The organism is Candidatus Brachybacter algidus, from assembly GCF_016707225.1.
GTDB lineage: Bacteria > Bacteroidota > Bacteroidia > Chitinophagales > Saprospiraceae > Parvibacillus > Parvibacillus algidus.
The window spans coordinates 857,198-882,193 of the sequence record NZ_JADJID010000002.1 but is presented as its reverse complement, the minus strand read 5'-3'; the positions used below and the strand labels follow the sequence as shown (position 1 = coordinate 882,193).

Genomic DNA, 24,996 nt, shown 5'->3' with positions numbered 1-24,996 from the left:
AGGCCAATCTCGCCTTTATTGTTGGGCAAGCCCCAATAAAGGAGGTTAAATCCTTAATTCCGGTTAAAGGCCTTTTCTGTTGACAATAAAACTAAGCAACCAAGCAGGACCTATGAGAAGAAATTGTAAATCTTTGATAAATGATGGTTTTTTTCCTTCGATCTTGTGCCCTATGAATTGTCCGATCCATGCGACCACGAATATTCCTATCGAATAATAAAATAAATGTTGGGTATTCCATCCCAACCAGCCAAATAGCTTCCAATTGCCAAACAATAATGCCAAAGATATAAATACAAAGTAAATAGTGAGTGGTTTTGATAAATTCCAATAATAAAACAATGCTATAAATAAAACGATGGCACCAAGGTTATTGTACCAAGTTTTTGCACCCCAAAGTACTGGAGCTGACATCAAGATACCAACAAGGCTAAACATGATGGCAGGAACACATATCCAGTGTATAAATTTATTGAGCGCGTTCTGATGACTTGAACCATATTCAAGCAATAAGCCTTCTAATTTTGTCTGCGTTGCATCCATCTTTGTGTATTTATGGCAACTAAGTTAAACAAGAATTTGGAAAAATTGTAAATGGTGAGTTATAAATTGTAAATGATTCTATATCAGGTGATCGGGTGATCGGGTGATGGGTGATCGGGTGATCGGGTGATCAGGTGATCAGGTGATCAGGTGATAGGTGATCAGGTGATACGAAAATTCTCGACGGACGATCATTCTAATTTCTAATTTCTGACTTCTAACTTCTGATTTCTGACTTCTAATTTCTGCCTTTCCAAGAAAAAGGGTAATAAATACAATTTGTACTCATTCCCCTTTCCATATTTTAATATTAACTTTTTAAGAAAGTAATTTCTTCACCACTTCTGAGATCGACTTCCCATCGGCCTTTCCGGCAAGCTTCTTGTTTGCTGCGCCCATGACCTTGCCCATATCTTTGGCTGAGGTGGCGCCTGTTTCAGCGATAATAGCCCTTAGTTCGGCTTCAAGTGCTTCACCTTCAAGCTGCGCAGGTAGATATTTAATAATGACAGCGATTTCTTCACTTTCGACGACTGCTAGATCTTCACGACCTTGTTTTTCATAGATCTCCAAAGAATCATTGCGCTGCTTGATTAATTTTTGGAGTATTTGAATTTCTTTCTCTTCATTGATTTCATTGCCAGAACCATCCGTCTTAGCAATTAAAATAGCTGATTTGACAGCTCTAACACCTCTTAGCCCTGCCGCATCCTTTGCTTTCATAGCAGTTTTAAGATCTTCATTTATTTTTTCTTCCAAGGTCATATTACTATAGTTTTATTGTTCTTTTTGTGATAAATATAAATTCGTCAGGTTAACATAATCTTCAAGTGAAAGTTGCTCGGCACGCTTGTTAAAAAACTCTCCTTCGAGTAAACTCTGATCTATAAATAGTGCTTTAAGATTATTTCTCAGCATTTTACGCCGCATACCAAAGCTTTGTTTGACTACCCGAATGAATGCTTTTGGATCGTGAATTCCATTATCATCCGTCCTCCTCGTCAATTTGATGACTAAAGAATTTACTTTCGGTGGAGGTGTAAATGCAGAAGGAGGCACGTCTATGACCCTTGTGCCAATGTACCATGCCTGCGTCAGCACGCTAATGACACCGTAAGTCCTGCTACCAGGAGGAGCAATGATGCGTTCTGCCATTTCTTTCTGAAACATGCCGACCATTTCAGGAATTAATTCTTTATATTGAATGATCTGAAAGACGATCTGTGAAGATATATTGTAAGGGAAGTTGCCGATTATATTAAAATCCTTTCCTTCAAATACGTCATTATAATTAAGTCTCAGCACATCACCCTGAATAATTTGATCTTTTAGTTTTGGAAATTTTTTCTCCAATACCGCCACCATATCAAAGTCCAATTCGGCACATTTCAACTTTGCACCTTTGCCAATAAGTAATTCTGTAAGAATCCCAGGCCCGGGACCTATCTCCATCACCCTGCCCTGAGTGGTCTTATAGTCAAGTGCATCTACGATCTTATCAGCAATGTCCTGCCGATTGAGAAAGTGCTGCCCCATGGACTTTTTGGTATTATACTGCTGATCTTTGGACATGGAGGTTATGTTTATGAAAGCACAAAGGTAATGGTTATAAATTATTATACTCAAGTTTCGGTAGTTAAGAAACAAAGGTAGATGGCTGATGTTCGATGTTAGATGCTTGCCCGACTAGCCAAAGTGACGCCGGGGAGTTTAGTCAATTGATTCATATTTTTTCTATAATAGGTTTAATAGAATAAATTTCCATGCTATTAATGAAAAGCCATCTAAAATCTAACATTTTTATTAAAATTTAAATTTCTTCATCAAAAAGGAAAACTTGACTACTGAAACTTAAATTATTATATTTAACCAGTGTTAGAGTTATGATAAATAATACTACAAGACAAAAAATGGAGTACGATTATATTATTATTGGAAGTGGCTTTGGCGGTTCGGTCAGTGCATTAAGATTATCCGAAAAGGGTTATAAGGTTTTAGTGATCGAAAAAGGAAAATGGTACAAGGCAGAGGATTTCCCAAAGACAAACTGGAATTTCAGAAAATGGCTTTGGTTGCCTAGTGTGCGTTTCTTCGGTATAATGAAATTAACCATCTTCCGACATGTGGCTGTTCTGTCAGGAACAGGAGTCGGTGGCGGTTCATTGGTATATGCTAATACATTGCCCATTCCTAAATCAACATTTTTCAAAACAGGAAGTTGGAGCAAACTCTTAGACTGGGAAACTGAACTAGCTCCGCATTACAAAGAAAGCTTAAAAATGCTTGGTGCCACCAAAAACCCGAAGTTGTTTGACGGGGATTTAGGTTTGAAAAAAGTGGCACAAAAACTGGGGATGGAAGATAAATTTGACGCTACCAATGTGGCAGTATATTTTGGAGAAGAAAATGTCACCAAAGAGGATCCCTATTTCGAAGGCATGGGACCCGACAGAACAGGGTGCAACTATTGTGGTGCTTGTATGACCGGATGTAGAAATAATTCTAAAAATACTTTGGATAAGAATTATTTATACCTGGCCCAAAAATATGGTGCTGAAATACTAGCCGAACATGAAGTTTTTGATGTCAGACCAATAGATTCCGAAGATGGTGAAAATGGGTATGAAGTGTCCATAAAAACAAGTACGAAACTCTTTACTAAAAGTAAAATATTAAAGAGCAAAGGAGTAATTTTTTCGGGAGGAGTATTAGGCACAATAAAACTTCTGCTCAAATTAAAAACTAATTCGTTACCCAATATTTCAGATAGAATAGGGCATGATATACGAACCAATAATGAGACCCTGGTGAGTGTATCTAGTCTTGAAAAAGAAACAAATTTTTCCAAAGGTGTCGCCATTGGAAGCATATTAGACACAGATGAAAATAGTCACTTGGAAATATGCAGATATTCTGAAGGTTCCAATGCGTGGAAGCTCGTACATCTTCCTTATGTCACGGGCAGTAATGTCTTCACTCGATTGGCAATGGTGCTAGTATCACTAATAAAATCTCCCATAAAATATTTTAAAATTTATTTTGCTAATAGTTGGGCAAAGAAAACAGTCGTTCTCCTATTTATGCAAACCCTAGATAGCACGATTAAATTTAAATTAAATGCATTTGGTTTTATGAGTTCATCCGTGAGTTCTGGTAAAAAACCAACGCCTTTTATTCCGGAATCAGTTAAATTAATTAAAGAATATAGTAATGCTGTAAATGGCGTAAGTACTTCTTTTGCTCTGGAAACGCTAGCAGGTATTCCTTCAACTGCCCATATACTTGGAGGCGCTGTCATGGGCGAAAACATTTCAGAAGGTGTGATTGATAAAAACAATAAAATCTTTGGATATAAAAACCTTTATATTATTGATGGTTCTATGATTTCATCAAATCCGGGTGTAAATCCATCCTTATCAATAGCTGCCATTGCAGAACATGCAATGCACCAAATTCCATTTAAAAATGAGTCAGATGGAACAGAATAATTACAACTTGAAAAGTCATTTAATGAGAATTTCAAAGATTATTTTGATCTTTATTTCATTAATAATAATAGGAATAATTCTCTTATTTGGTCATCGGGATATTTCCTTAAATGAATTAAAACCTAAATATACTAATAAAGCTTCTTCCTTCATTTTAGTAGATGGCATGGAGGTGCATTATCGCGACGAAGGAGACCTGAATGACACTATTCCAATCATACTTATCCATGGCACCGCATCCAGTTTGCATACTTTTGATGCCTGGACTGAGATTTTGAAGAAAACAAATAGAGTAATAAGAATGGATCTTCCGGCCTACGGATTGACGGGGCCGTTTCCAGATGGTAACTATTCGATGTTACATTATACCGCATTTTTAAAAGAATTTTTAACGGCACTAAACATTAAACAATGTGTCTTGGCAGGTAATTCATTGGGTGGTCAGATAGCATGGAATTTCACCCTTGAGCAACCGGAAATGGCGAAAAAATTGATTCTAATTGATGCTGCAGGATATCCATTAAAATCTAAGAGTGTTCCCGTTGGATTTAAAATAGGTAGGATGCCGGTGTTGAATAAAATACTTACATTTATAACTCCACGATTTATAGTTAGATCCAGTGTTGAAAATGTGTACTTCGATAAATCAAAAGTAACGGATTCGCTGGTTGACAGGTACTTTGATCTTACATTAAGAGCAGGCAATCGCCAAGCATTTGTGGATAGATTCAAGATGAAAGATGATGAAAATGCATATATAAAAATTAAGAATATTGTACAGCCAACACTAATTATATGGGGTGAGAATGATTTATTAATCCCGGTAGAAAATGCTTATAAATTCCAAAAAGATTTGCCAAATAATTCTTTATTTCTCCTGGATAAATGTGGTCATGTGCCGATGGAGGAAAGCCCAAAAGAAAGCTTGAAACCTGTAATTGATTTCTTAGAAAATAGTAAATAAATTTATCGGCTACAGCTTACCTAATCCATACATTTAAGCTATCCGTTTTCGTCAGGATCAACGAATTTATTAATTTTTTTGTACTTCTGTTTCTTACGCTTGTCTTCATGAATTTGTATAGCGGGGCGAGTGCTGCCGTCATGGGGATTGTATAGGCGGGTGCGGGATTTTTTGAGTTTTGCTTTCTTTTTCATTGAGACGATTTGTCATACAAAGATGGGGAAATTTTTTTGATTTTTAGATAATAGTCAATGAAGGATTTTTACACAAACATATAAGAACACAAAGGTTTTTTGATTTTGATTCATAAGAAAGTGACTTACTTTGTTTTCCAAATAGTGTTTCAATAGTAATTTTTTTTAAGGTCACAAAAGGATTTTACCGGCGTCAAATGATACAACGTTCATTCAGTTTCACTGAATAAGTTTGAACTCTAATATGAGACTAACTTGCCTTGGCTGACTCAATAATACTTTTCGCTTTTGAGTGAGCACAAGTTTTCTTTTCACTAAAAATTTGATTCGGATGTAGGTAGCCACCTGCGGGGCAAGTGATCAGATCATCATATGTTATTACAAATAGGTAGGACCTACGGCCCAGAGCTCTGGACTTATTTTTTTGTAAATTATATGCATAACAATGTGTGTTGAAATTATCTCGGCATTGGCGCCTTTGCGAGAACCTAAAAAAGAAATTCCTCGCAGATTTCGCTGAGCTTTTTTTCTTTTCTCAGCGCATTTCTCAACTGACCTTTAGTAGATTGCTTATTTTCACGACATTCAACATCCAGCATTCAGCATTCAAAATTTCATCAAACCTTAAGGTACTTCGCCGTATGGCTTTTCTTTACCTTCAGCAGTCCTTCCGGCACGCCCTGATAAAGTATTTCCCCGCCTTCAGCACCACCTTCAGGTCCAATGTCGATCAGATAATCACTCGATTTAATGACTTCCATATTGTGCTCGACAATGATGATGGAATTGCCTTTTTCGATGAGTTTGTTGAAGGCGATGAGCAGCTTTCGGACGTCCTCAAAGTGAAGACCTGTCGTAGGTTCATCGAATATGAAAAGTGTATGTGCTACTTTATTTTCCTTGGTAAGAAAACTTGCCAGTTTAACCCTTTGTGCTTCACCCCCTGAAAGACTTGAGGAGGATTGTCCCAGCCTAACATAACCAAGGCCGATCTCATATAAAGGCATTATCCTGTTGATAATCTCGTTATTGCCCTCGAAGAAGGTGACTGCCTCCATGATGTCCATCTCCAATACATCAAAAATATTCTTGTCCTTGTATTTGACATCGAGTACCTCATTTTTGAAACGCATACCCTTACATTCTTCACAGACTAATGTTACATCTGCTAAGAACTGCATATCCACTACCGTGACTCCTTCGCCCTTGCAAGTTTCGCATCTTCCACCTTCCACATTAAAGGAGAAATGTTTCGGTTTAAAACCACGCAATTTTGACATCGGTTGTGATGTAAAGAGATCCCGGATATAATCATAAGCCTTGACATACGTAACAGGATTGGATCTTGAGGATTTCCCGATCGGTTGTTGGTCGATCATTTCCACTTTGTTGATCCGCTTGATATCACCACTAAGTCGCTGAATGAAATTGGTAGAAGCTTCAGTTAAATCATTCTGAATTGCATTTTCCAAAGTTGGGTAAAGTACACCTTTAATTAGTGAACTTTTGCCCGAACCGGAAACACCCGTTACACATACGATGCAGTTTAGAGGAATGGTGACATCGACATCTTTCAAATTGTGCAGGTTGACCTTTTCCATCTTCAAAAAACTGCGGCTGACGCGTCTTTGTGATGGAACTTCTATCTTTTTCCTTCCAAGTAAGTAGTCAATCGTCAGGCTATTATTGACAGGACTAGTTTCAATGTCTGTATAATTTCCTGTGAATATTACTTCCCCTCCCATGATGCCGGCTTCAGGACCCATATCTACCAGGAAGTCGGCGTGTTTTATGACTTCTTCTTCGTGTTCGACTAGGATGACTGTATTTCCAAGATTTCTAAGTTTTTTTAATGCAGAAATTAAGTTGGCGGTATCTCGCGGATGCAGACCAACAGATGGTTCATCCAGCAAATACATAGATCCGGTGAGGTTACTCCCGAGTAATCTGGTCAAATGGATTCTTTGAGTCTCTCCTCCACTAAGTGTCGAGGCAGGTCTTTGAAGTGATAAGTATCCGAGACCAATAGAAACCATGGTGGATAATCTACTATTGATCTCCATCAGGATGCGCGCGGCGATTGATTGATCCTGTTCATCTAGAACAATATTGGCAAAAAAATCATACAACTGATTAATGTCCATATTACCCAGATCGGCGATGTCTTTACCATTCACTTTGATGAACAAAACTTCTTTGCGCAATCGTTTTCCTTTGCACTCGGGGCAAACTGTCTTGCCTCGATATCTGGCAAGCGCTACCCTATCCTGGATCTTATAACTGGATGAAATAAGGTCTTTGAAATAAGCATCTATTCCTGCAAATTCCCTGGTTCCTTCCCAGACCATATCGATCTCTCTTTGGCTGAGTTGATTGTAAGGTTTATGTATGGAAAGGCCTACTTTCTCAGCACCTCGAATCATGTGCGTAAAATAAGTTTTGCCTCTTTCGCCTGACCAGGGAGCCACAGCATGATCGTATAAAGTCTTGTGCTTATTAGGAATTACTTTATCTGCATCGATGCCGATAGCGAGTCCATATCCCTCACAAACAGGGCATGCGCCAATAGAACTATTGAAATTGAACAATGCAACAGATGGTTCTTCAAAGACAAAACCATTTTCTTCAAATCTTGTACTAAATTCTCGAATATTTCCTGATTCGTCCAACAGGGTACATCGTCCAATACTTTCCGCCAAGGCTGTTTCTATTGAATCGGCAATTCTTTTAAAATTCTCTTCGTCCTCCTTTTTGACAATAATCCTGTCAACGACAATGAACCCCAGACTGTCTTCAGCTTTTTTTGTTTTCTTTTTTCCTTTTACCTCTTCGTGAACGATCTCATCTATGCGCGTCATTTGACTATCAATAAATACTCTATTGAAGCCTTTTTGTTCATAACGATCAAGTACTGCCTTTAATGGCTCATGACCTTCATTGTAATAAAAAGGACTTAATATAGAATAACGACTGCCTTCTTCCTGTTCGCTTATAAAATTAACGATATCAGAAACAGTGTCTTTTTTTACTTCAAGGCCCGTAATAGGAGAGTAAGTCCGCCCTATTCTTGCATATAATAATCTCAGGTAGTCAAAGATTTCCGTCAGTGTGCCAACGGTGCTTCGGGCGTTGGCCGAACTCACTTTTTGATGGATGGCTATGGCTGGCGAGATTCCTTTGATATAATCAACATCGGGTTTCTTCACACGTGTAAGAAATTGACGGGCGTAAGAAGAAAGGCTTTCGACATAACGTCTTTGACCCTCCGCGTAAAGTGTATCCATTGTGATAGAAGACTTCCCTGAACCCGATACACCTGTCACCACGATGAGCTTGTTCTTTGGAATAGTCAGATCTACATTCTTGAGATTGTTAGTCCTGGCTCCTTTTATAATGATGTTAAATCTGTCGTATTTATTTGCTGGGACAAATTCTTCCGGTTTCTTTGCTTTTGCTTTTGGCATATGGTATTTAAATCCTCAGATAAATTATGTAATAAAAAAAGCTGTAAAGCTACACAAATGAATATTGGCAATATTAAATGTTTTAAACAGAGATATGTTCAAATCGATCGAGAATAAGACATGATTAAAGTTTAGGTGATTAAGAAACTATGTTAAATAATTGATTTTGGAAGTAAAGGATTACACGCGAATTTCTATATAACTAAATTTAATAGGCCGGTAGTCAATTAATTGTAAAGATGGTATATAAAAGATTCCCCCTGCCCCCCTCAAAAGCCAGGGTCATTCACTTCTATTTAATTAGTATATATAGTGTACTGAATATCAATACGTTCAATAAAAGAAGAAAAGATGTCGCAACTTCCCCTCTGGCAGATCTAGGGTTTATACATATCCTTTTTGTTTATTTCAAAGTAAACTTTGATGACACCCCGACGTAGGTTAACCTACGCCGAACCTCACGATCAAAATTTTAATTTTTAATTATTGTACATCGTTCGCTATGAAACGCTGAGCTTAGGTTAACCTAAGTTCGTGTGTCTGCAAAATTCATTTTGCATATAATCAGCTAATAATCAATCAGATGTATTCTCTACAATCAAATGGATTTTCTATGAAAATTATTTGTGTATAAACCCTAGCTGGCAGAGGGGTGGCGGTAACCAGGGTGTCGAATGTCGCTTAAACAAATAGGTTTTGGCAGCAAATCAAAAATAATTTATCAATGAGTTACATATTAAAATTTTGGAGAACTGAATGACCCTACCCCAAAAGGGGGAAATCTACTCAACGGCATTTGCGTTTAATATTATACTCTTCAGGTTATTGTTTTTGCTTTGGAAGTAAAGCATTTATAGGTTAAAAAAATTCTAATTTCTAATATCTAAATTCTTCTAAATAATTAATCGTAAAATATTGTTAGTCAATAATTCGTAAAAAAAATAAAATGCAATTACTTCAAAGACTCCGCATTGGCATCACAGAAGCATTTGATCGTACCTCTCAAATGTTCTGACTTCACTTTGGCTCTCATTCTTCGTGCCTTCTTTCCGTTTCACTTCCTTGAAAAGGTCGCTTTTGCACCTTTTCTTCGTCGTTCACCCTCTTGCAGAAGGGGATATTGTGCAAATCGACATTTACATATCACAGTTTGCCTCATCAAGTTATATTTTTGATTTTGGCAGCAATGCATTACAGGTTAACTAATTTCTAATTTCTGACTTTAAATTGAATGATATCAGGGATTTTATGGAAATTTATTTTGTTCTGCAACTGTAATAAATAAGGCAGTGGAAATAGTCCACTGCCTTATTATAATTCTAAATAATCTGATTATTTCTCTTTAGCATCATCATTTGAGATATCGCTTAGGCATATATATTTGCCATCTCTTTTTTCCCAAACTGCCATATATTTTCCTGAGTAAGTTACCTTTCCTGTGGAATCCACTACAGTTGTTTTTCCGATCTCTGTCACAGTCTTGGCATCACCATAAACTTCTATTACATCAAATTTGGTAGTATTACCTTTGGAAGGTTTTGCAAAAGTTTCTTCAAGATCTTTCAACATAGCTGCACTTCCTCTTATTAGCGGTGCATTATTCTTCAAACTTACTGCATCCTCTGAATACAAAGCTACTACAGCCTTAGCATCTCTGGCAGTGTAAGCTGCTGCATAAGTATTTTCAATTGCCTGAATTTCTGCTTTCACAGCTTCCATGTCGACAAGTGGAGCCACCTGGGCTGTTGAATCTTCACTAGTATTGGCTGCTTTATCTGCAGAAGGAGCGTTACATCCTATGATTAAAAACAAAGCAATAAAACAAAATGAAGTGAAAAGTAAATAGTTTTTGATTTTCATTATAATTATATTTATTGTGCCTACTCTAAACGGTTTTCGGCTTATCCGTATTAATTTAAATTTTTGTTTAATTATTCACAACAGTAGCGGAGTGTCTCAATGACTGGTCTGAAGTTCATATTAAGATCCTGCTGGGCCAAATCACTATTATAAACTTTTGTCGGTCCATGTGCAGCATTTCTGCCATTCATCATAGAATGAATATCTGAAACTCTGTATGTTTCACTTGCGAGTAAATGATTTTTTCCATGAAGACCTTTTGTAATAGCTGAATTAAATATTGCCTGCGCGACATCTCTCACATCAACTATCGAAAATGGAACATCATTATCATAAAGAGACTGAATAAAAGCATCCGGTGCAATCATGTTTTTAATTAAATATTGAAGTCCCCCGGAAGTAGAATCTTCCCGCCCAGACAAGGACTTGCCCATGACCATAACCGGTGATACAGAGCTTATCTCATAGTTCAAATCTTTGTTTTCGGCAATAAATTTTTCAACAACTTGATTTGCTATAAACTTGGCCTGAGCATATGGATGACTTTCTATGCTTGTAAATTTCTCCGAGTTTTCATCGAATGTTCCATAAAAATCCCGTCCTCCTGCCGGCATAGGAAAGTTGGTATTATAGGAAGCAACTGATGCTACGAATACGACTTTTCCAATACCCGGAGTTGCGTGAATTATTTCAAGGAAATTTTCTGTGCCCTTGATCGTTGGGTCAAATAATTGAGTTTGAGGATCCTCCACATCAAGGATGAAAGGAGTTCCACTGTGTATGACAATATCACAATCAGATACAAACGTCCTAAGTACTTCTTTATCCGTTACATCAAGCTCACTGATGTGCAAATTATGGGAAGAATTTAAATTCATCAGGTGTTGATATTTTTCCACCATAGAAATATTTGTAGTGCCCACTTTTACCTCAAAATTATTATCGAGGAATACATTTGTAATTTGACTTCCTATGAATCCTGCACCACCGATAATACCTACTTTTTTATTCATGGTATAAAATTTAATTTGTGAAAAACACCCTGCCAATCCGCAATGAAGAGGCAGGGCTTGAAGGAGTAAATGTTTAGTAATAAATTAATTTCAAAAATTCAAAATGTTACTCTATAAATTATTCATTGAATATTGAAATTCTAAAAAGCTATTTAATATAAATTACGGAGCAAATTTTAATGAGTATCTGCCTGGTTTCATTTGCACTACTCAAACATCTAATTTCCTCGCCGTTGCTTTACTTTGTCGGGCAAGCTTCTGACTTCTAATTTCTAATTTCTCTTATATAACTCATTGCAAAATATTGTTAATCAACAACATGCAAATAATAAAAATTATACATATCGATAACTCCCCCTTGGCATCACAGAAGCATTTGATCGTACCTCTCAAATGTTCTGACTTCACTTTGGCTCTCATTCTTCGTGCCTTCGTTCCGTTTCACTTCCTTGAAAAGGTCGCTTTTGCACCTTTTCTTCGTCGTTCACCCTCTTGCAGAAGGGGATATTGCGCTAATCGACATTTTACATATCTCATTTTACCTTATCAAGTTATTTTTGATTTTGGAAGCAAAGCATTACAGGTTAACTAATTTCTAACTTTAATCTAAGTGATATCAAGGTTTTTTATAGAAATTATTTTTTTCGAAACTTATGTTATTTAACACTAAGGTCATCTTTCAACTCATATAAATAAGACCAACTATTTTCGATCAGCCCAAGAACTTTAGTCCGCAAAGCATCCGATTTTTGCTTACCCTGAGATTTTTCATATACTTTCCAGGTATTTTCGCGAACTATATCCATATCTTCATATCCGGTAAAAGGCACTGATGAAACATAATCTCCATCATCCATTGAGCCTCCTACGAGCTTAAACCAATAGGATCTTGTATCACCTTCGGCAGTTTTTATCACGTTTGAAAAGTCTGTCAATGCTGCCTCAAAGCCAATACCATCGTGAACACTATATGTAGTAACCCAAATCATTTTTAAATCAACCGGTTTGGTTTTGCTAACCTCAGGCATGGTCTTGGCGACCATACTATTGTTCTTCTCCATATGGGGCATAATGAAATTAGTAATAATACTTCTACATGAATTACTTGCAGCGTCATCTTTATTCATATCCACCCAATTTTTGTAAAAACTGGTGATTAGATAGACTATACCTTCGCCTTGATATCTCCTGTATATGTTCCATTTATCCGTGCCTTTAGCTGCGGCATAACATTCATTATACATTTTAACACCTTGAATAAATTGAGCTTCATGGCCCATTTTTACTGTAATTTCGCTGACGCTTAACATCGAAGCTGGTGGAGTTTGGCCTATTAAAAAAATTGGGGCAAACATTAATAGCAATAGAATTCGTTTCATTTATTTAATTATTTTATTGAAACTATAATTAATTTCAAATCTAAATAACTAATAAATTAGATAAACATTTGGCTATGTAGGACGAACATGGCAAAAGATTGTCCGACAAGGTTAATTTACTTATCAGAGACTTTTGTAAAGAAGATTAAAATAATAATTTAAAGTATCAGTAGTTGAGAAACAATGGTAGATGGTCCCAGATAGGCAGGATTCGCAATTTTCATTTTATTGATGCATTGCCATATAAAATCTACCTTCTACCTTCTCCTATATAACTAAAATTAATGTGCTATTAATCGAATTATTGTAATGTGAAAAATTAAATAGAACTTTGGAATAAACTCTTATTTCTAAACTTTTTAATTCTTTAGCCACTAATTGCACGAATTTGCACGAATAAATTCGTGTTAGATGCATAGCATCATTCGTGCAATTATCTGCGATGCTGCTACGCGGTAGTGGCTAATAATATTTAAATTTGGTGAATGTCCAAAAAAGGGTCAAAAAATTGAAGCCGAATAACTTATGCATAATCCTTTGCTTAAAGTGGAAAATCGTAACCCTACAATATATATATCATAATTGATCTTCAAAATCAGCATCATCCGCGTAATCTGCGTTGCATGTTTTTCAATTAATATTTTCGATTTTTGAAGCAAAGCATTAAAATAGTATAAAAATCATGCCGATTTCAATTGAGCAAAATCGAAAATAACTTGAGTTCCATTATTGTTCGATTCCTTCATTGTACCATTTAATTGACGAGTTAATAATGAAATTAACTGTCCTCCAAAGCCGGTTCCTTGGATAACACCGGATTTTCCTATACCATTATCAGTAACCTCAAGACGTAAAATTCCTGTCGAACTTTTTTCTAATTTGATCAGTACTTTGCCTTTTTCACTATGTGGAAAAGCATATTTAATAGTATTAGTCAATAATTCATTTACAATAAGACCTATGGGCACTGCTGTATCGATATCGATATCGAGTGAATCCATCGCGAATTCAAGTGTAATTCTATCTTCTGCGCCAAAACTATCGAGAATGCTTTCACTTAAATTAATGAAATAATCTTTCATTTCAATTGCGCCCAAATTTGTTCCCTGATATAATTTCTGGTGCACTATTCCAATACTTTTCACTCTATTTTGACTCTCCATCATCGCATCTTTAATGCTGTCATCGTCTATTTGGGCAGATTGAAGTGATAGCAAACTTGATACGATTTCAAGATTATTTTTTACTCTGTGATGTATTTCCTTCAGTAATAATTCATTTTCAGCATTCTTACTGGCAATTAAATTACTTTTTCTTCTACTATTTCTGAAAGTGATAAATCCGAAAATTATAAAACCTATTAAAAGGATCAAAAATCCTAAACCCAACCATTGGACAATTTGCTGTTGGTGGATCTGCCTTTCCTGGTCTTCTATCCGGGCTTCTTTTTTCTCAGTTTCATACTGCGTTAGCATTTTTGCCATTGCGGCATCGCTTTCGATAGATGCAGCTTTATTTCTACTATCCAAGGCCTTTTTTTGAAATTCCAGCGCTTTTGACAGATTTCCAAGTTTTTCATAGGTATTACTAATGTGAAGATAATTTTCAGTTAAGTTGGTAAATTCCTCTCCGGCTTCCATGAGTTTGATGGTTTCCAATTGGTATTTCAGCGCTTCTTCATAATTTCCAATGATCATATTTACTTCGCCAAGATTAGCAAGACAAGCTGAGACGGCATTCTGATAATTTACCTTTCGGGCTGAAGCTAGCGCGGAGGAATATTCTTTGAGGGCTTCGGCATACCTTTTCAATTTTTTCAAAGCATTCCCTCTTGCATTGCCCACATCTGATAACTGAGCTAAATCATCAGGTGCTTTCAATGCCTCTGCTTTAGCCAGATCGTAATATTTCAATGAATTTATGAACTCGCCAGAGTTGATTGCTAAATCACCTGCTTGCATGTAGACAAAATAATATTCAGATTCAAGGTTGTATTTTTCACAAATAGCAATTGCCTTTTCAATATAACTTTTGGATTCTTTTAATTTGTCCATTCTCATCAAATCATCGGCGACCCTTGACATAGCATCGCATATTCCTCTTTTGTCATCGAGTAATTCCATCAATTTCAGCGCAGCCAGATCATAATTCAGCGCCTTATCGACCTCACCTTTTCTTTTGTAAACCCATGCGATCTTAAATTTTGTTGTTGCCTCTCCCCTTGTATTATTGATAGCTTTATACCCTGCTGAGGCCTTATCAAAAAAGGCCATTGCAGAATCCAGCTCTACCATATTAGCATGATTTCTTCCCTGCGCTTCATAAAAGACCGGTTTCCATTCAGCATTGTTTGTTTTTTCAGCCAGCGCAACTGCTTCCTTGGCATATTTCAGGCTCAACGCAATATCAACATTGGAGGATTGACCCACTAGTTCTTTATAAATGCGTAATTTAGCAGTATCTCTTTTCTCAAGTTTTACTGCTTTAACTAAACTATCCACAGCCGTATTCTGAGCATTTAGTATTTTAACTGAGAATAATATAAAAATTAATAAATACTTCATTTTATGTGATAGTTAATGTGTAATCGGTTGATGGGTAATGGGTATGGGTAATGGGTAATTGGTAATGGGTAATTGGTAATTGGTAATGCGTAATGCGTAATGGGTAATAATTAATTACATTGTATTTCACATGTTCATTAAATATCCTTCTTAACATTTATTTACCATCTAATTTCTAACTTCTGATTTCTAACTTCTGACTTCTGACTTCTGAACGCTGACTTCTGAACTCTGATCTCTGACTTCTGATCTCTGACCTTAAAGTTTTTGTACCCTCATCATCAGGTTTTTTTTCATTTCAGTACTAAGAGGAATTGCTTTTTTGCCGATCACCACATAAGTGGGAGCGATTTCAGTGATATGTGATATGTTTACGATGAATGATCTGTGAATGCGTAAAAAGTATTTTTGAGGCATTCTTTCTTCAATGTCTTTCAGTGTCATTACCAGAAGATATTCCTTATCCTGGGCGTATATTCTGCTATAATTTCGTTCTGCTTCGATGTACAAGACATCTTTGATCTGGACCTTTACCATCTTATCCTGATGCCTTACGAAAATGCTATCTTCCATTATGAAGGGATCTTGCTCCGAATCTAAATGTGCCTGATTTTCAGTTGTGTTTTTCTCTCCAATTCGGTTGATCGTTAATTCTATTGCTCGTTGTAAATCTAATTTTTTGAAAGGCTTGGAAATAAAAGCATACGGATTGGTAGATTTAGCTTTATTGAAGTGGGCCTCATCTGCATTGGCTGTTAAATATATAATTGGAATTTCACTTTCCTTCTGCATTAATTTCGCCGTTTCAATGCCGTCTAAATCACCTTTCAGCTGAATGTCCAATAAGACGATATCAGGTTTATTTTGTCTGAAATGCATAAGAGCTTCTTCGCCCCTGGGGATAATACCCGTAACTTCATAGCCCAGTGTAGTTAATTGAAGAGAGATATTTGCGGCGATAATCATCTCATCTTCGACTATCAATATTTTGTATTTATATGTCATTGTGTGTGCCTGTCGATCAAATTTAGTAAAATTTGAATATAAACAATTGTTTTGCAAACACTCAGGGCATAAATTCGGATAAAAAAGATATTGTTTTAGTTTTAAATTATACGTGAACAATGTTTTGCTCTTGCTCTTCCATCAATGAGATCGCATGCAACTGATCATCCGTTCTTAAAAACTGGACCAAAATTAATGTTATGATCATCATTAAGGAAAATGTCAAAAAGATATAATCCCACGAGAATTTATTTTTCAGAAACCCAATTATTGCTGGCCCTGCGATCAATCCCAGATTGGCAGCCACCATGAATAAAGTAAATTGTGTTGCAGAAACTTTTTTCCAACAAAGCTTCATTGCCACTGCAAACATTCCAATCGTGGAAAATACATACAGAAAATTATATGTTGAAATATAGATGTTAATGAATTCAGGAGTATTCCAATAATTTTTAAGTAAAATGATAGATAGCGGCAACAGCATCAATAAAACAAGAAAGAAGCTAAGCATTTTTACTTTGCCGAACTTATCAAGTAAAATACCACAAATCATCATTCCACCTATCCCACCTGCTAATGAGGCAGTAGCATTGATTTCAGAATAATGAATATTAGTCCAACCTAATTGCTGAATTGTAAAAATGGGTAATAACGTGTTCATTAAACCAAAGCCTGTTGTCGCAAAAAATAATGGGAAGATCATGAGCAGACTGTTGCGCAATTTCATTACCCTTAAAAGTGATTTGCCAATTTCTGACCAACTATTAACCTTTGCCAATAGGTTGACTGATGAAGCAATTCCTTTGGTCCAGGGAAGAATTTTTTCACCAGGTCTTTCTTTCAATGTGGCAGGAACGATCATGATGATGCATACAGCGCAGGCCAGGCTTAGTATTGCGGTATGATATCCGAATGAATTAATGAGATGACTACCGATATAAAGCGAAGCAGAAATACCAATGGTTTTTGAGCCCCACATAAATCCGTTTGCTCTTGCTTGTTGCTCTATTGGAATAATATCAATCGCCATCCCATCAGTGGACACGTCCTGCAAGGCACCTGAAAAACTCACCATAAATGCTGCCAAAGTAAATAAGGTCATATTATTAAGTGGATCCGGCACTATTGACATCAGCACAAAAAATACCATTAAACTTAGTTGACCTGTCAATACCCAAGGTCTTCTCTTGCCCATAGGTAAATACGTAAAGCGGTCCATCAACGGTGCTATCAGCACTTTGAATGTCCATGGAGTCGTCACCACAGCAACAAATGCGCCGATCTCACCGGGGCTTTTACCATTAACAGCCATCCATGCAGGTAAGCCAAAGTATAACATACCTTCCGGTATACCCTGAGCGAGGTAAAGTGCAATGAAGTTGAAATAGCGCAAAAAGGTATGATCAGAAAGCGCAGGTAACTCATTTTTTCTTTTTTCAATAGAAATGATTGTATTTATATCCATGGTCTGACTTTAACATTTAAAGGATTAAATCTAGAGTTGAATATAAAGTATGTTATTAAATAAATTTAACTTTCAAGGACGAGGGCATTGATTTCTTTACCGAATAGATGGATAAATTTATCATTAAATAAATTTTTATAGAAAATAACGGTCTTTGTGAGTATTGAGTTTTATTTATCTTGTCCTTAAAAATATTTATGCCGGCTTTTACATTAAATAGAGCATTATGTCTCCAAATTTATTTCCTCTTTTGCATAATGCCTTTTCTTGAAGCGCAACAAACATTGATTCCAAAGGAGCTGCAGTGTGAATATTTAAATAATCCCATTGGCATTGATTCCCCTCATCCACGATTAACATGGAAAATAATCGATCCTCGGCAAGGCTCAAAACAGAGCGCATTTCAAATATTTATTGCAACTGATTCGAACGTTCTAAACAATCAAAAATCTGAAGTATTTCACACACCAATAATTGATGATGCTGCTCAATTATTTAATTACAGAGGAGATGCATTGAAATCTTTTACCCGGTATTATTGGCAAGTTAAAGTTTGGGATCAAAATGGTATTTCTTCCATTTCCAATATTAACTATTTCGAAACCGGCATGATGCAAATGTCCAACTGGAAAGGCGCCTGGATCAGCGACACAAGAAATATCGATAAAAAGGAAGCCCCCTATTTCAGGACAAATTTTGACATAAATAAAAAAGTCAAATCAGCAAGAGCTTATATTGTTTGTGCTGGATTATATGAATTGTATTTTAATGGAAACAAAACGGGAGACCACCACCTTGATCCTATGTACACAAGGTTTGATAGAAGGAATTTATATGTCACTTATGACATTACAGATCAATTAATTAAAGGACGAAATACTGTCGGTGTCTTATTAGGTAATGGTTGGTACAATCATCAATCCACGGCAGTATGGTACTTTCATGAGGCCCCTTGGCGTGCGAGACCTGCATTCTGCATAGACATCAGACTTACCTACGACGACGGTTCGATAGAAACAATAAGTTCAGGAAAAAACTGGAAGACATCAACAGGTTCCGTCATTTTTAATAGTATTTATACTGCAGAACACATCGACAACAGACTAGAACAACCTGGCTGGAATAAGCCTGAATTTGATGATTCAAAGTGGAAAGAAGTCATTTTAAGATCTGCCCCTTCGGATAATATAGTGTCACAAACCATGCATCCCATTCGAAATGTGGACACGATTAATCCCATTTCGATGAATAAGATCAACGATACATGTTGGGTTTTCGACCTTGGCAGGAATATCTCAGGTGTCAGCAAAATTAAATTAAAAGGGGCTGAAGGTACTGCAGTCAAGGTTAGACATAGCGAAAGATTGTATAAGGATGGGCACACTGATCTTTCGAATATTGATGTCCACTTTCGTCCGACGGATGGTAAAGATCCATTTCAAACTGACATTTATACACTCATTGGAAAAGGTGAGGAAGTATTTATGCCGCATTTTAATTATAAAGGTTTCCAGTATGTGGAATTGATCAGCAGTAAGCCTTTGGAGTTGAAAAAGGAAGACCTAACCGGATACTTTATGCATAGTGATGTGCCGCCAATAGGCGAAATATCTTCTTCAAATCCTGTCCTTGATAAGATTTGGACTGCTACGAATAATTCTTATTTATCCAATTTATTTGGATACCCAACAGACTGTCCTCAAAGAGAGAAAAATGGATGGACCGGAGATGCACAAATAGCTATAGAAACCGGTCTTTATAATTTTGACGGCATTACGATCTATGAAAAATGGATGGCTGACCATCGTGATGAGCAACAACCAAATGGTGTATTACCGAGTATCATCCCCTCAAATGGTTGGGGATATGAATGGGGCAATGGTCCTGACTGGACGAGTACAATATCCATTATTCCATGGAATGTTTACTTATTTTATGGAGATACAAAAATCCTAAAGGACAATTATGAAGCTGTGGTAAGATATGTCGATCACATCACTTCAATAAGTCCGGATGGTCTCACTGATTGGGGATTGGGCGATTGGGTGCCGGTCAAATCAAAAGCTTCCGCAGAATTGACGTCTTCCTGTTACTATTATGCAGATGTCATGATATTGTCAAAAATGGCGAAATTATTAGGCCATGCAGATGATCATCAAAAATACTCAACACTTGGGGTGAAGATTAAAACAGCTTTCAATAATAAATTTCTAAAGAAAGAGACTGGTCTATATGGTTCCGGGATTCAGACGGAACTCTGTGTACCGCTATACTGGGGATTAGTCCCTGATGAAATGAAAGAAAAAGTTGCTTCCAATCTAGCCAAAAGAGTGGTGGCGGATGGATCTCATCTTGACGTTGGCTTATTGGGAACTAAAGCCATTTTGAATGCTTTGAGCGAAAATGGATATGCGGATCTGGCTTATACCTTAGCATCACAGGAGTCATATCCATCCTGGGGTTGGTGGATCAAAAATGGTGCAACAACATTGTATGAAAACTGGCCGATAGATGCTGATTCGCATATTTCAATGAACCACATCATGTTTGGTGAGATAGGTGCATGGATGTATAAGGGACTTGGTGGGATTAAGCCGGATCCTGAGCAGCCCGGATTTAAGAATGTGTTATTGAAACCAAATTTTGTCAAAGGGTTGGATCGATTTTCTGCAAAACATACCGGTCCATATGGCGAGATTGTTTCATCCTGGAAGAAAGTTGGAAAAGAAATTATTTATGATGTGGAGATTCCGCCTAATTCCAGTGCTTCATTGCAATTGCCGCTTATTTTAAACAAAAAAGTGTGGTTAAATGGAAAGATCGTTGAAGTAGATAGATTGGAATTGGAATCGGGGAATTATCAGTTTGTTTGGAAATAAATTATTATTAACTCAATTGTAATATTGCAATATTACGATGAACCAATGATAGCAACACTTTAGCTTTACAAATCATGAAGCTGTCAGATGTCTTGGAGCCATCAAACGACTCTTCGGAGTTCATCGTGAATTTAAACGCATGATTATCAATGTTAACGCCATGCGACGTATCAGTTCCATCATATTTATCATCTCAAAAATTAAGCTGCTGAAAATTCAAGCGTCGTCGGATGTTTTGGCGTGCATCAGAAACACTTTTTAATATAAAAGTCAAATGACTTTAGAAGGCTCTTTTGTAATATTGCAATATTACGATGAAGCCAATAATAACAACGATTTTCCTAATTTTTATCAACCTAAATTAACATCGCCGTAAGATTTATTTGACCCATTAAACGACACTCCTTTGCGTATCTTCGATTACGGCGTCGGATGTTTTCGTTTGCATCAGTATCATAGATTGTCTTTTTCTATATCTTTGACCCACAATGTCAGTATTAAAAAAGCTAGCCGGAGAAACCATCTACTATGGATTAAGCAGTATTGTCGGAAGATTTATCAGCTTTTTTCTGACACCGATGTACACTTACTCAGTCATCATTGACATTCCTAAAATGGGCCATCTTACAGAGTTGATGGCTTATACCGGCATGCTGCTCATACTTTTTACCTGCCGAATGGAGGCATCTTACTTCAGGTTTGGTAAAGAAAAGGAACATGATAAGGCAGCCTTCGACAATTCCCTCACCACAGTTTTTAGTATATCTATATTTTTGGCATTGATTATTTTCTTTGCTGCACCATGGATAGCACCTGCACTTGGATATGCCGGAGAGGAAGTTTATTTCAGATTATTGGCAGGCATTATGATGTTGGATGCCTTTTGTGAAATACCACTCTCAAGATTACGATTTGAAGGGAAGGCAAAGCAATTCGCGACGACGAGGTTGTTCAATATATTTGTCAATGTCGTTTTTAATATATTTTTCGTCATCGTTTGCCCATGGCTTTATGCCAAAAATGTAAGTCTAATCACTTTCTGGTTCGATCCAGAATTTATCATTGCCTATATTTTTCTTGCTCAAGTCTTCGGTTCACTTACTTCCTCTATTTTATTGGGTAAATATTTCAAAGGACTTGGAAATGTAGACTGGAAATTATTGAATCGCATGATCAAATATTCCTGGCCGCTCGTCATCGTTAGCCTCGTCGCTATGTTCAATGAAATGTTTGGAAGAATCATTTTAAAATGGTTTCTCAACGGCACACTAGCCGAAAATGAATTCCAACTTGGAATATACGGTGCCAATTACAGACTGGCAATGTTGATCGCACTATTTACCCAGGCATTTCGATATGCTGCTGAACCATTCTTTTTCAGAGAATCCGCAAACAAAGATTCAACCAAGACTTACGCTGATGTAGCGAAATATTATTTGATATTTAGCCTTTACGGTTTTCTGGCGGTAACTTTATTTATAGATGTTTTTAAAATATTTATTGGCCCTAAATATTATGAAGGCTTAGCTATAGTGCCAGTTTTGCTCTTGGCAAATATCTTTTCAGGTTTATATTTCAATGTTTCAATTTGGTACAGATTAAAAGACAAAACGCTGACCGGAGCCTTTATCGCTATCGTTGGGGCTATTCTCACATTATTCTTTAATTGGCTACTTATCCCTAGACTTGGTTATATTGGTTCAGCTTATGCAACATTGATTTGTTATTTTTCAATAACATTGATCTGTTACATCGCAGGCAGAAAACATATGGCAGTTCCTTATCAAATTGGACTCATGTTTTTCTGGTTGGCAGTGGCAGTCGTCATGCAACTTGCATTCTGGCAAATAAGAAGTATTTGGGCTCCACACCTTGTAATTCTTCTAATAATTGGACTGATTCTCATTCTTGCATTTACTGCATTGATATGGCATTCCGAAAAAGTTAAAATCAAATTATTGGCGGCAGGATTTAAGAAAAAACCCAGCTTAGTTGGAAGTCCTACAGAAGTTGATAAAAATAACTTTCAGCTTTAAGTCAACTGTTTTGATTAAATAGGGTTAAATTTGTATTTCACTATAATAATTCATTTTGAAGTATTTATTTTTATTTGCCATTATCTATACATTTTATAGACTATATAAGATCGGATTACTCAATGGTGCAAAGAATGAGATCGAGCGCAGAAGCCAACAAGCACCACAACAAAACAGTTCTTCCGGAAAATCCGGCAAAGAATACACAGATTACGAAGAAATCAAATAATGCAATTTAGCGAACAAGTTTTAGTAAAGAATCACCAATTTTGTGTGATTAACAAACTGTCTGGCCAACCGGTACAACCTGATAAGACGGGTGATACCAGCCTCCTCGACATGTCAGAAAAATATTTTCACCATAAATTATATTTGGTGCATAGGTTGGATCGACCAGTATCCGGATTAATATTGCTTGCGAAAAAACCTGCTTCTGCAGCACAATTGAGCAATTTATTCAAAACGAGGAAGGTAGAGAAAACTTATCTTGCATTGGTAGAAAAGGAAATGCCCGAAACAGAAGGAACGCTGATCCATCAAATAGACCCTTCTCCAAAAAAGAATAATAAATCCCACACTAAAGAAGATGCTGACGCAGACACTGAAAATCTTGCTGTGACGCATTATAAAGTTTTAGGCAAGACAACTACTTATACTTTAGTCCAGTTAAAGCCGGTCACCGGAAAACACCACCAGATCAGGGCACAGTTGGCATCAGTCGGCTGTCCGATCAAAGGCGATGTGAAATATGGAGCTCGAAGAGGAAATAAAGACAGAAGCATTAGTTTACATGCCTGGAAACTATCTTTCAAACATCCGGTGAGTAATGAAGAAAATACTTTCGAAGCACCATTGCCCGAAGATTCACTTTGGCAGGCGTGTAATGAATTCATCAACAAAAAATAGATGCCAGAAGAAAAAAGGACAGAACTTGGTTCACTCGGTGAATTTGAATTAATCAACAGACTAGTGGAAGGATTTGAAACAGTCAATGAATCCACTGTCAAGTCCATCGGAGACGATGCAGCAGTGATCGAGTATAAAGAAGGGCAGATCGTAGTTAGTACAGATTTGCTGATCGAAAATATACATTTCGACTTAATGTACACACCATTGAAGCACCTGGGATATAAAGCAGTTGTGGTCAATCTTTCTGATATTTATGCCATGAATGCTATACCAGAACAAATCACGGTGTCTATAGGTGTTTCCAACAGATTCAGTCTTGAAAGCCTGGATGAACTGTATGACGGAATTAAAGCTGCATGTAAACACTACAAAGTAGATCTCGTAGGAGGCGATACATCCTCTTCAAACAAAGGACTGATCATAAGTGTCACTGCGATCGGAAGGGCATTAAAAGAAGACATTGTATATAGAAATACTGCGCAACTAGGCGATTTAATATGTGTGACAGGTGATCTTGGTGCAGCATTTATAGGAATTCAGATCTTAGAAAGAGAAAAAGCATTGTTCCTCGACAATCCCGGAATCAAACCCGAACTTGCCGACAACGCATATGTTGTGGGTAGACAATTAAAGCCTGAAGCTCGTGGTGACATCATCAATATGCTCAAAAAAGCCGGTGTCAAGCCAACTTCTATGATCGATATATCTGACGGCCTTGCTTCTGAGGTCTTCCACATCTGTCGACAATCTAAGGTTGGTGCGGTGATTGAGGAAGCTAAAGTGCCGCTTCATACCATGACGGAGGAACTTGCAGTGAAATTCCGGATGGATCCTATCACTTGCGCTTTGAATGGTGGTGAAGACTATGAATTACTTTTCACATTGGACCCTGAAGATATAGATAAGCTTCAATTCCTGGATGATGTTTACTTAATAGGCACAATTTTACCGGAGAAAGATGGCATAATGCTGGAGACTTCGGGGGGGAATTTTCATAGGTTGAAGGCGCAGGGGTGGCAGCATTTTGATTAGAAGTGAACAGCAAACTGTAAACAGCGAACAGTAAGAATTGGCAGTTGCGCAAGGTCTGGTGGCCAGGCAATGATTTTAGAAATGCAGTATTTTGGATGCTGAATGTTGGATGCTATAGAGAAACGGAAGTCCAGCTCTAGATACAGGATTAAATGTTGAATGAATAAGCCCTACTTTTAATTTTGTATTTCTGATTACTGT

Annotated in this window: 18 protein-coding genes; 7 read left to right on the top strand and 11 right to left on the bottom strand. The window is 36.9% G+C overall.

What is annotated here, in order from left to right; translation table 11 throughout:
* Positions 1 to 63: 63 nt before the first annotated feature.
* The 3 genes from IPI15_RS09475 to rsmA form a co-directional block, all read right to left on the bottom strand.
* The gene (locus IPI15_RS09475) at positions 64 to 543 is read right to left on the bottom strand and encodes an Mpo1 family 2-hydroxy fatty acid dioxygenase (protein ID WP_287401978.1); all 480 of its coding nucleotides are present in this window, start codon (positions 541 to 543) and stop codon (positions 64 to 66) included.
* Between the two features lie 318 nt (positions 544 to 861).
* Complete coding sequence (locus tag IPI15_RS09470; RefSeq protein WP_287401976.1) at positions 862 to 1,308, bottom strand: GatB/YqeY domain-containing protein; 447 nt, start codon at positions 1,306 to 1,308, stop codon at positions 862 to 864.
* Between the two features lie 12 nt (positions 1,309 to 1,320).
* Positions 1,321 to 2,115, bottom strand: coding sequence for a 16S rRNA (adenine(1518)-N(6)/adenine(1519)-N(6))-dimethyltransferase RsmA (rsmA, locus tag IPI15_RS09465; RefSeq protein WP_287401975.1), 795 nt, complete (start codon positions 2,113 to 2,115; stop codon positions 1,321 to 1,323).
* A gap of 338 nt (positions 2,116 to 2,453) precedes the next feature.
* Between rsmA and IPI15_RS09460 the strand changes: the two genes are divergently transcribed.
* Entirely contained in the window at positions 2,454 to 4,031 is a 1,578-nt protein-coding gene (locus tag IPI15_RS09460; protein ID WP_287401974.1) for a GMC oxidoreductase, read from the top strand.
* On the top strand, positions 4,018 to 4,995 hold the full coding sequence (locus IPI15_RS09455; RefSeq protein ID WP_287420018.1) for an alpha/beta fold hydrolase: 978 nt from the start codon (positions 4,018 to 4,020) through the stop codon (positions 4,993 to 4,995). Before IPI15_RS09460 ends, IPI15_RS09455 begins: the two co-directional genes overlap by 14 nt.
* Positions 4,996 to 5,033: 38 nt before the next feature.
* Here IPI15_RS09455 and IPI15_RS09450 read toward each other — a convergent pair whose 3' ends face one another.
* From IPI15_RS09450 to IPI15_RS09415, 8 genes are all read right to left on the bottom strand, one after another.
* Positions 5,034 to 5,189, bottom strand: coding sequence for a hypothetical protein (locus tag IPI15_RS09450; protein ID WP_287401970.1), 156 nt, complete (start codon positions 5,187 to 5,189; stop codon positions 5,034 to 5,036).
* 617 nt (positions 5,190 to 5,806) lie between these two features.
* Positions 5,807 to 8,653: an excinuclease ABC subunit UvrA gene (gene uvrA, locus IPI15_RS09445; protein ID WP_287420017.1), complete on the bottom strand. Its 2,847-nt coding sequence runs from the start codon at positions 8,651 to 8,653 to the stop codon at positions 5,807 to 5,809.
* 1,332 nt (positions 8,654 to 9,985) lie between these two features.
* Positions 9,986 to 10,513: a YybH family protein gene (locus tag IPI15_RS09440; RefSeq protein ID WP_287401967.1), complete on the bottom strand. Its 528-nt coding sequence runs from the start codon at positions 10,511 to 10,513 to the stop codon at positions 9,986 to 9,988.
* Positions 10,514 to 10,584: 71 nt separating this feature from the next.
* Positions 10,585 to 11,526 carry an NAD-dependent epimerase/dehydratase family protein gene (locus tag IPI15_RS09435; protein WP_287420015.1) on the bottom strand — a complete coding sequence of 314 codons (942 nt, stop codon included), beginning with the start codon at positions 11,524 to 11,526 and terminating at the stop codon, positions 10,585 to 10,587.
* Positions 11,527 to 12,182: 656 nt separating this feature from the next.
* Positions 12,183 to 12,905, bottom strand: a complete 723-nt coding sequence (locus IPI15_RS09430; protein ID WP_287401963.1) for a hypothetical protein — start codon at positions 12,903 to 12,905, stop codon at positions 12,183 to 12,185.
* Between the two features lie 680 nt (positions 12,906 to 13,585).
* The gene (locus IPI15_RS09425; protein ID WP_287401962.1) at positions 13,586 to 15,469 is read right to left on the bottom strand and encodes a sensor histidine kinase; all 1,884 of its coding nucleotides are present in this window, start codon (positions 15,467 to 15,469) and stop codon (positions 13,586 to 13,588) included.
* Between the two features lie 258 nt (positions 15,470 to 15,727).
* A complete protein-coding gene (locus IPI15_RS09420) occupies positions 15,728 to 16,474 on the bottom strand; it encodes a LytR/AlgR family response regulator transcription factor (protein ID WP_287420013.1) in 747 nt (248 codons plus the stop codon).
* A gap of 106 nt (positions 16,475 to 16,580) precedes the next feature.
* On the bottom strand, positions 16,581 to 17,939 hold the full coding sequence (locus IPI15_RS09415) for an MFS transporter (RefSeq protein WP_287420011.1): 1,359 nt from the start codon (positions 17,937 to 17,939) through the stop codon (positions 16,581 to 16,583).
* A 257-nt stretch (positions 17,940 to 18,196) separates the two neighbouring features.
* Here IPI15_RS09415 and IPI15_RS09410 point away from each other — a divergent pair, with 257 nt between their 5' ends.
* The 5 genes from IPI15_RS09410 to thiL all read left to right on the top strand — a co-directional run bounded on the left by IPI15_RS09410 (position 18,197) and on the right by thiL (position 24,795).
* Complete coding sequence (locus IPI15_RS09410; protein ID WP_287401958.1) at positions 18,197 to 20,818, top strand: alpha-L-rhamnosidase; 2,622 nt, start codon at positions 18,197 to 18,199, stop codon at positions 20,816 to 20,818.
* 488 nt (positions 20,819 to 21,306) lie between these two features.
* On the top strand, positions 21,307 to 22,854 hold the full coding sequence (locus IPI15_RS09405; protein ID WP_287401957.1) for a lipopolysaccharide biosynthesis protein: 1,548 nt from the start codon (positions 21,307 to 21,309) through the stop codon (positions 22,852 to 22,854).
* 55 nt (positions 22,855 to 22,909) lie between these two features.
* Complete coding sequence (locus IPI15_RS09400; RefSeq protein ID WP_287401956.1) at positions 22,910 to 23,083, top strand: hypothetical protein; 174 nt, start codon at positions 22,910 to 22,912, stop codon at positions 23,081 to 23,083.
* A gap of 44 nt (positions 23,084 to 23,127) precedes the next feature.
* Positions 23,128 to 23,760: an RluA family pseudouridine synthase gene (locus IPI15_RS09395; protein ID WP_287401954.1), complete on the top strand. Its 633-nt coding sequence runs from the start codon at positions 23,128 to 23,130 to the stop codon at positions 23,758 to 23,760.
* A complete protein-coding gene (gene thiL / locus IPI15_RS09390; RefSeq protein WP_287401952.1) occupies positions 23,761 to 24,795 on the top strand; it encodes a thiamine-phosphate kinase in 1,035 nt (344 codons plus the stop codon).
* The last annotated feature ends 201 nt before the right edge of the window (positions 24,796 to 24,996 follow it).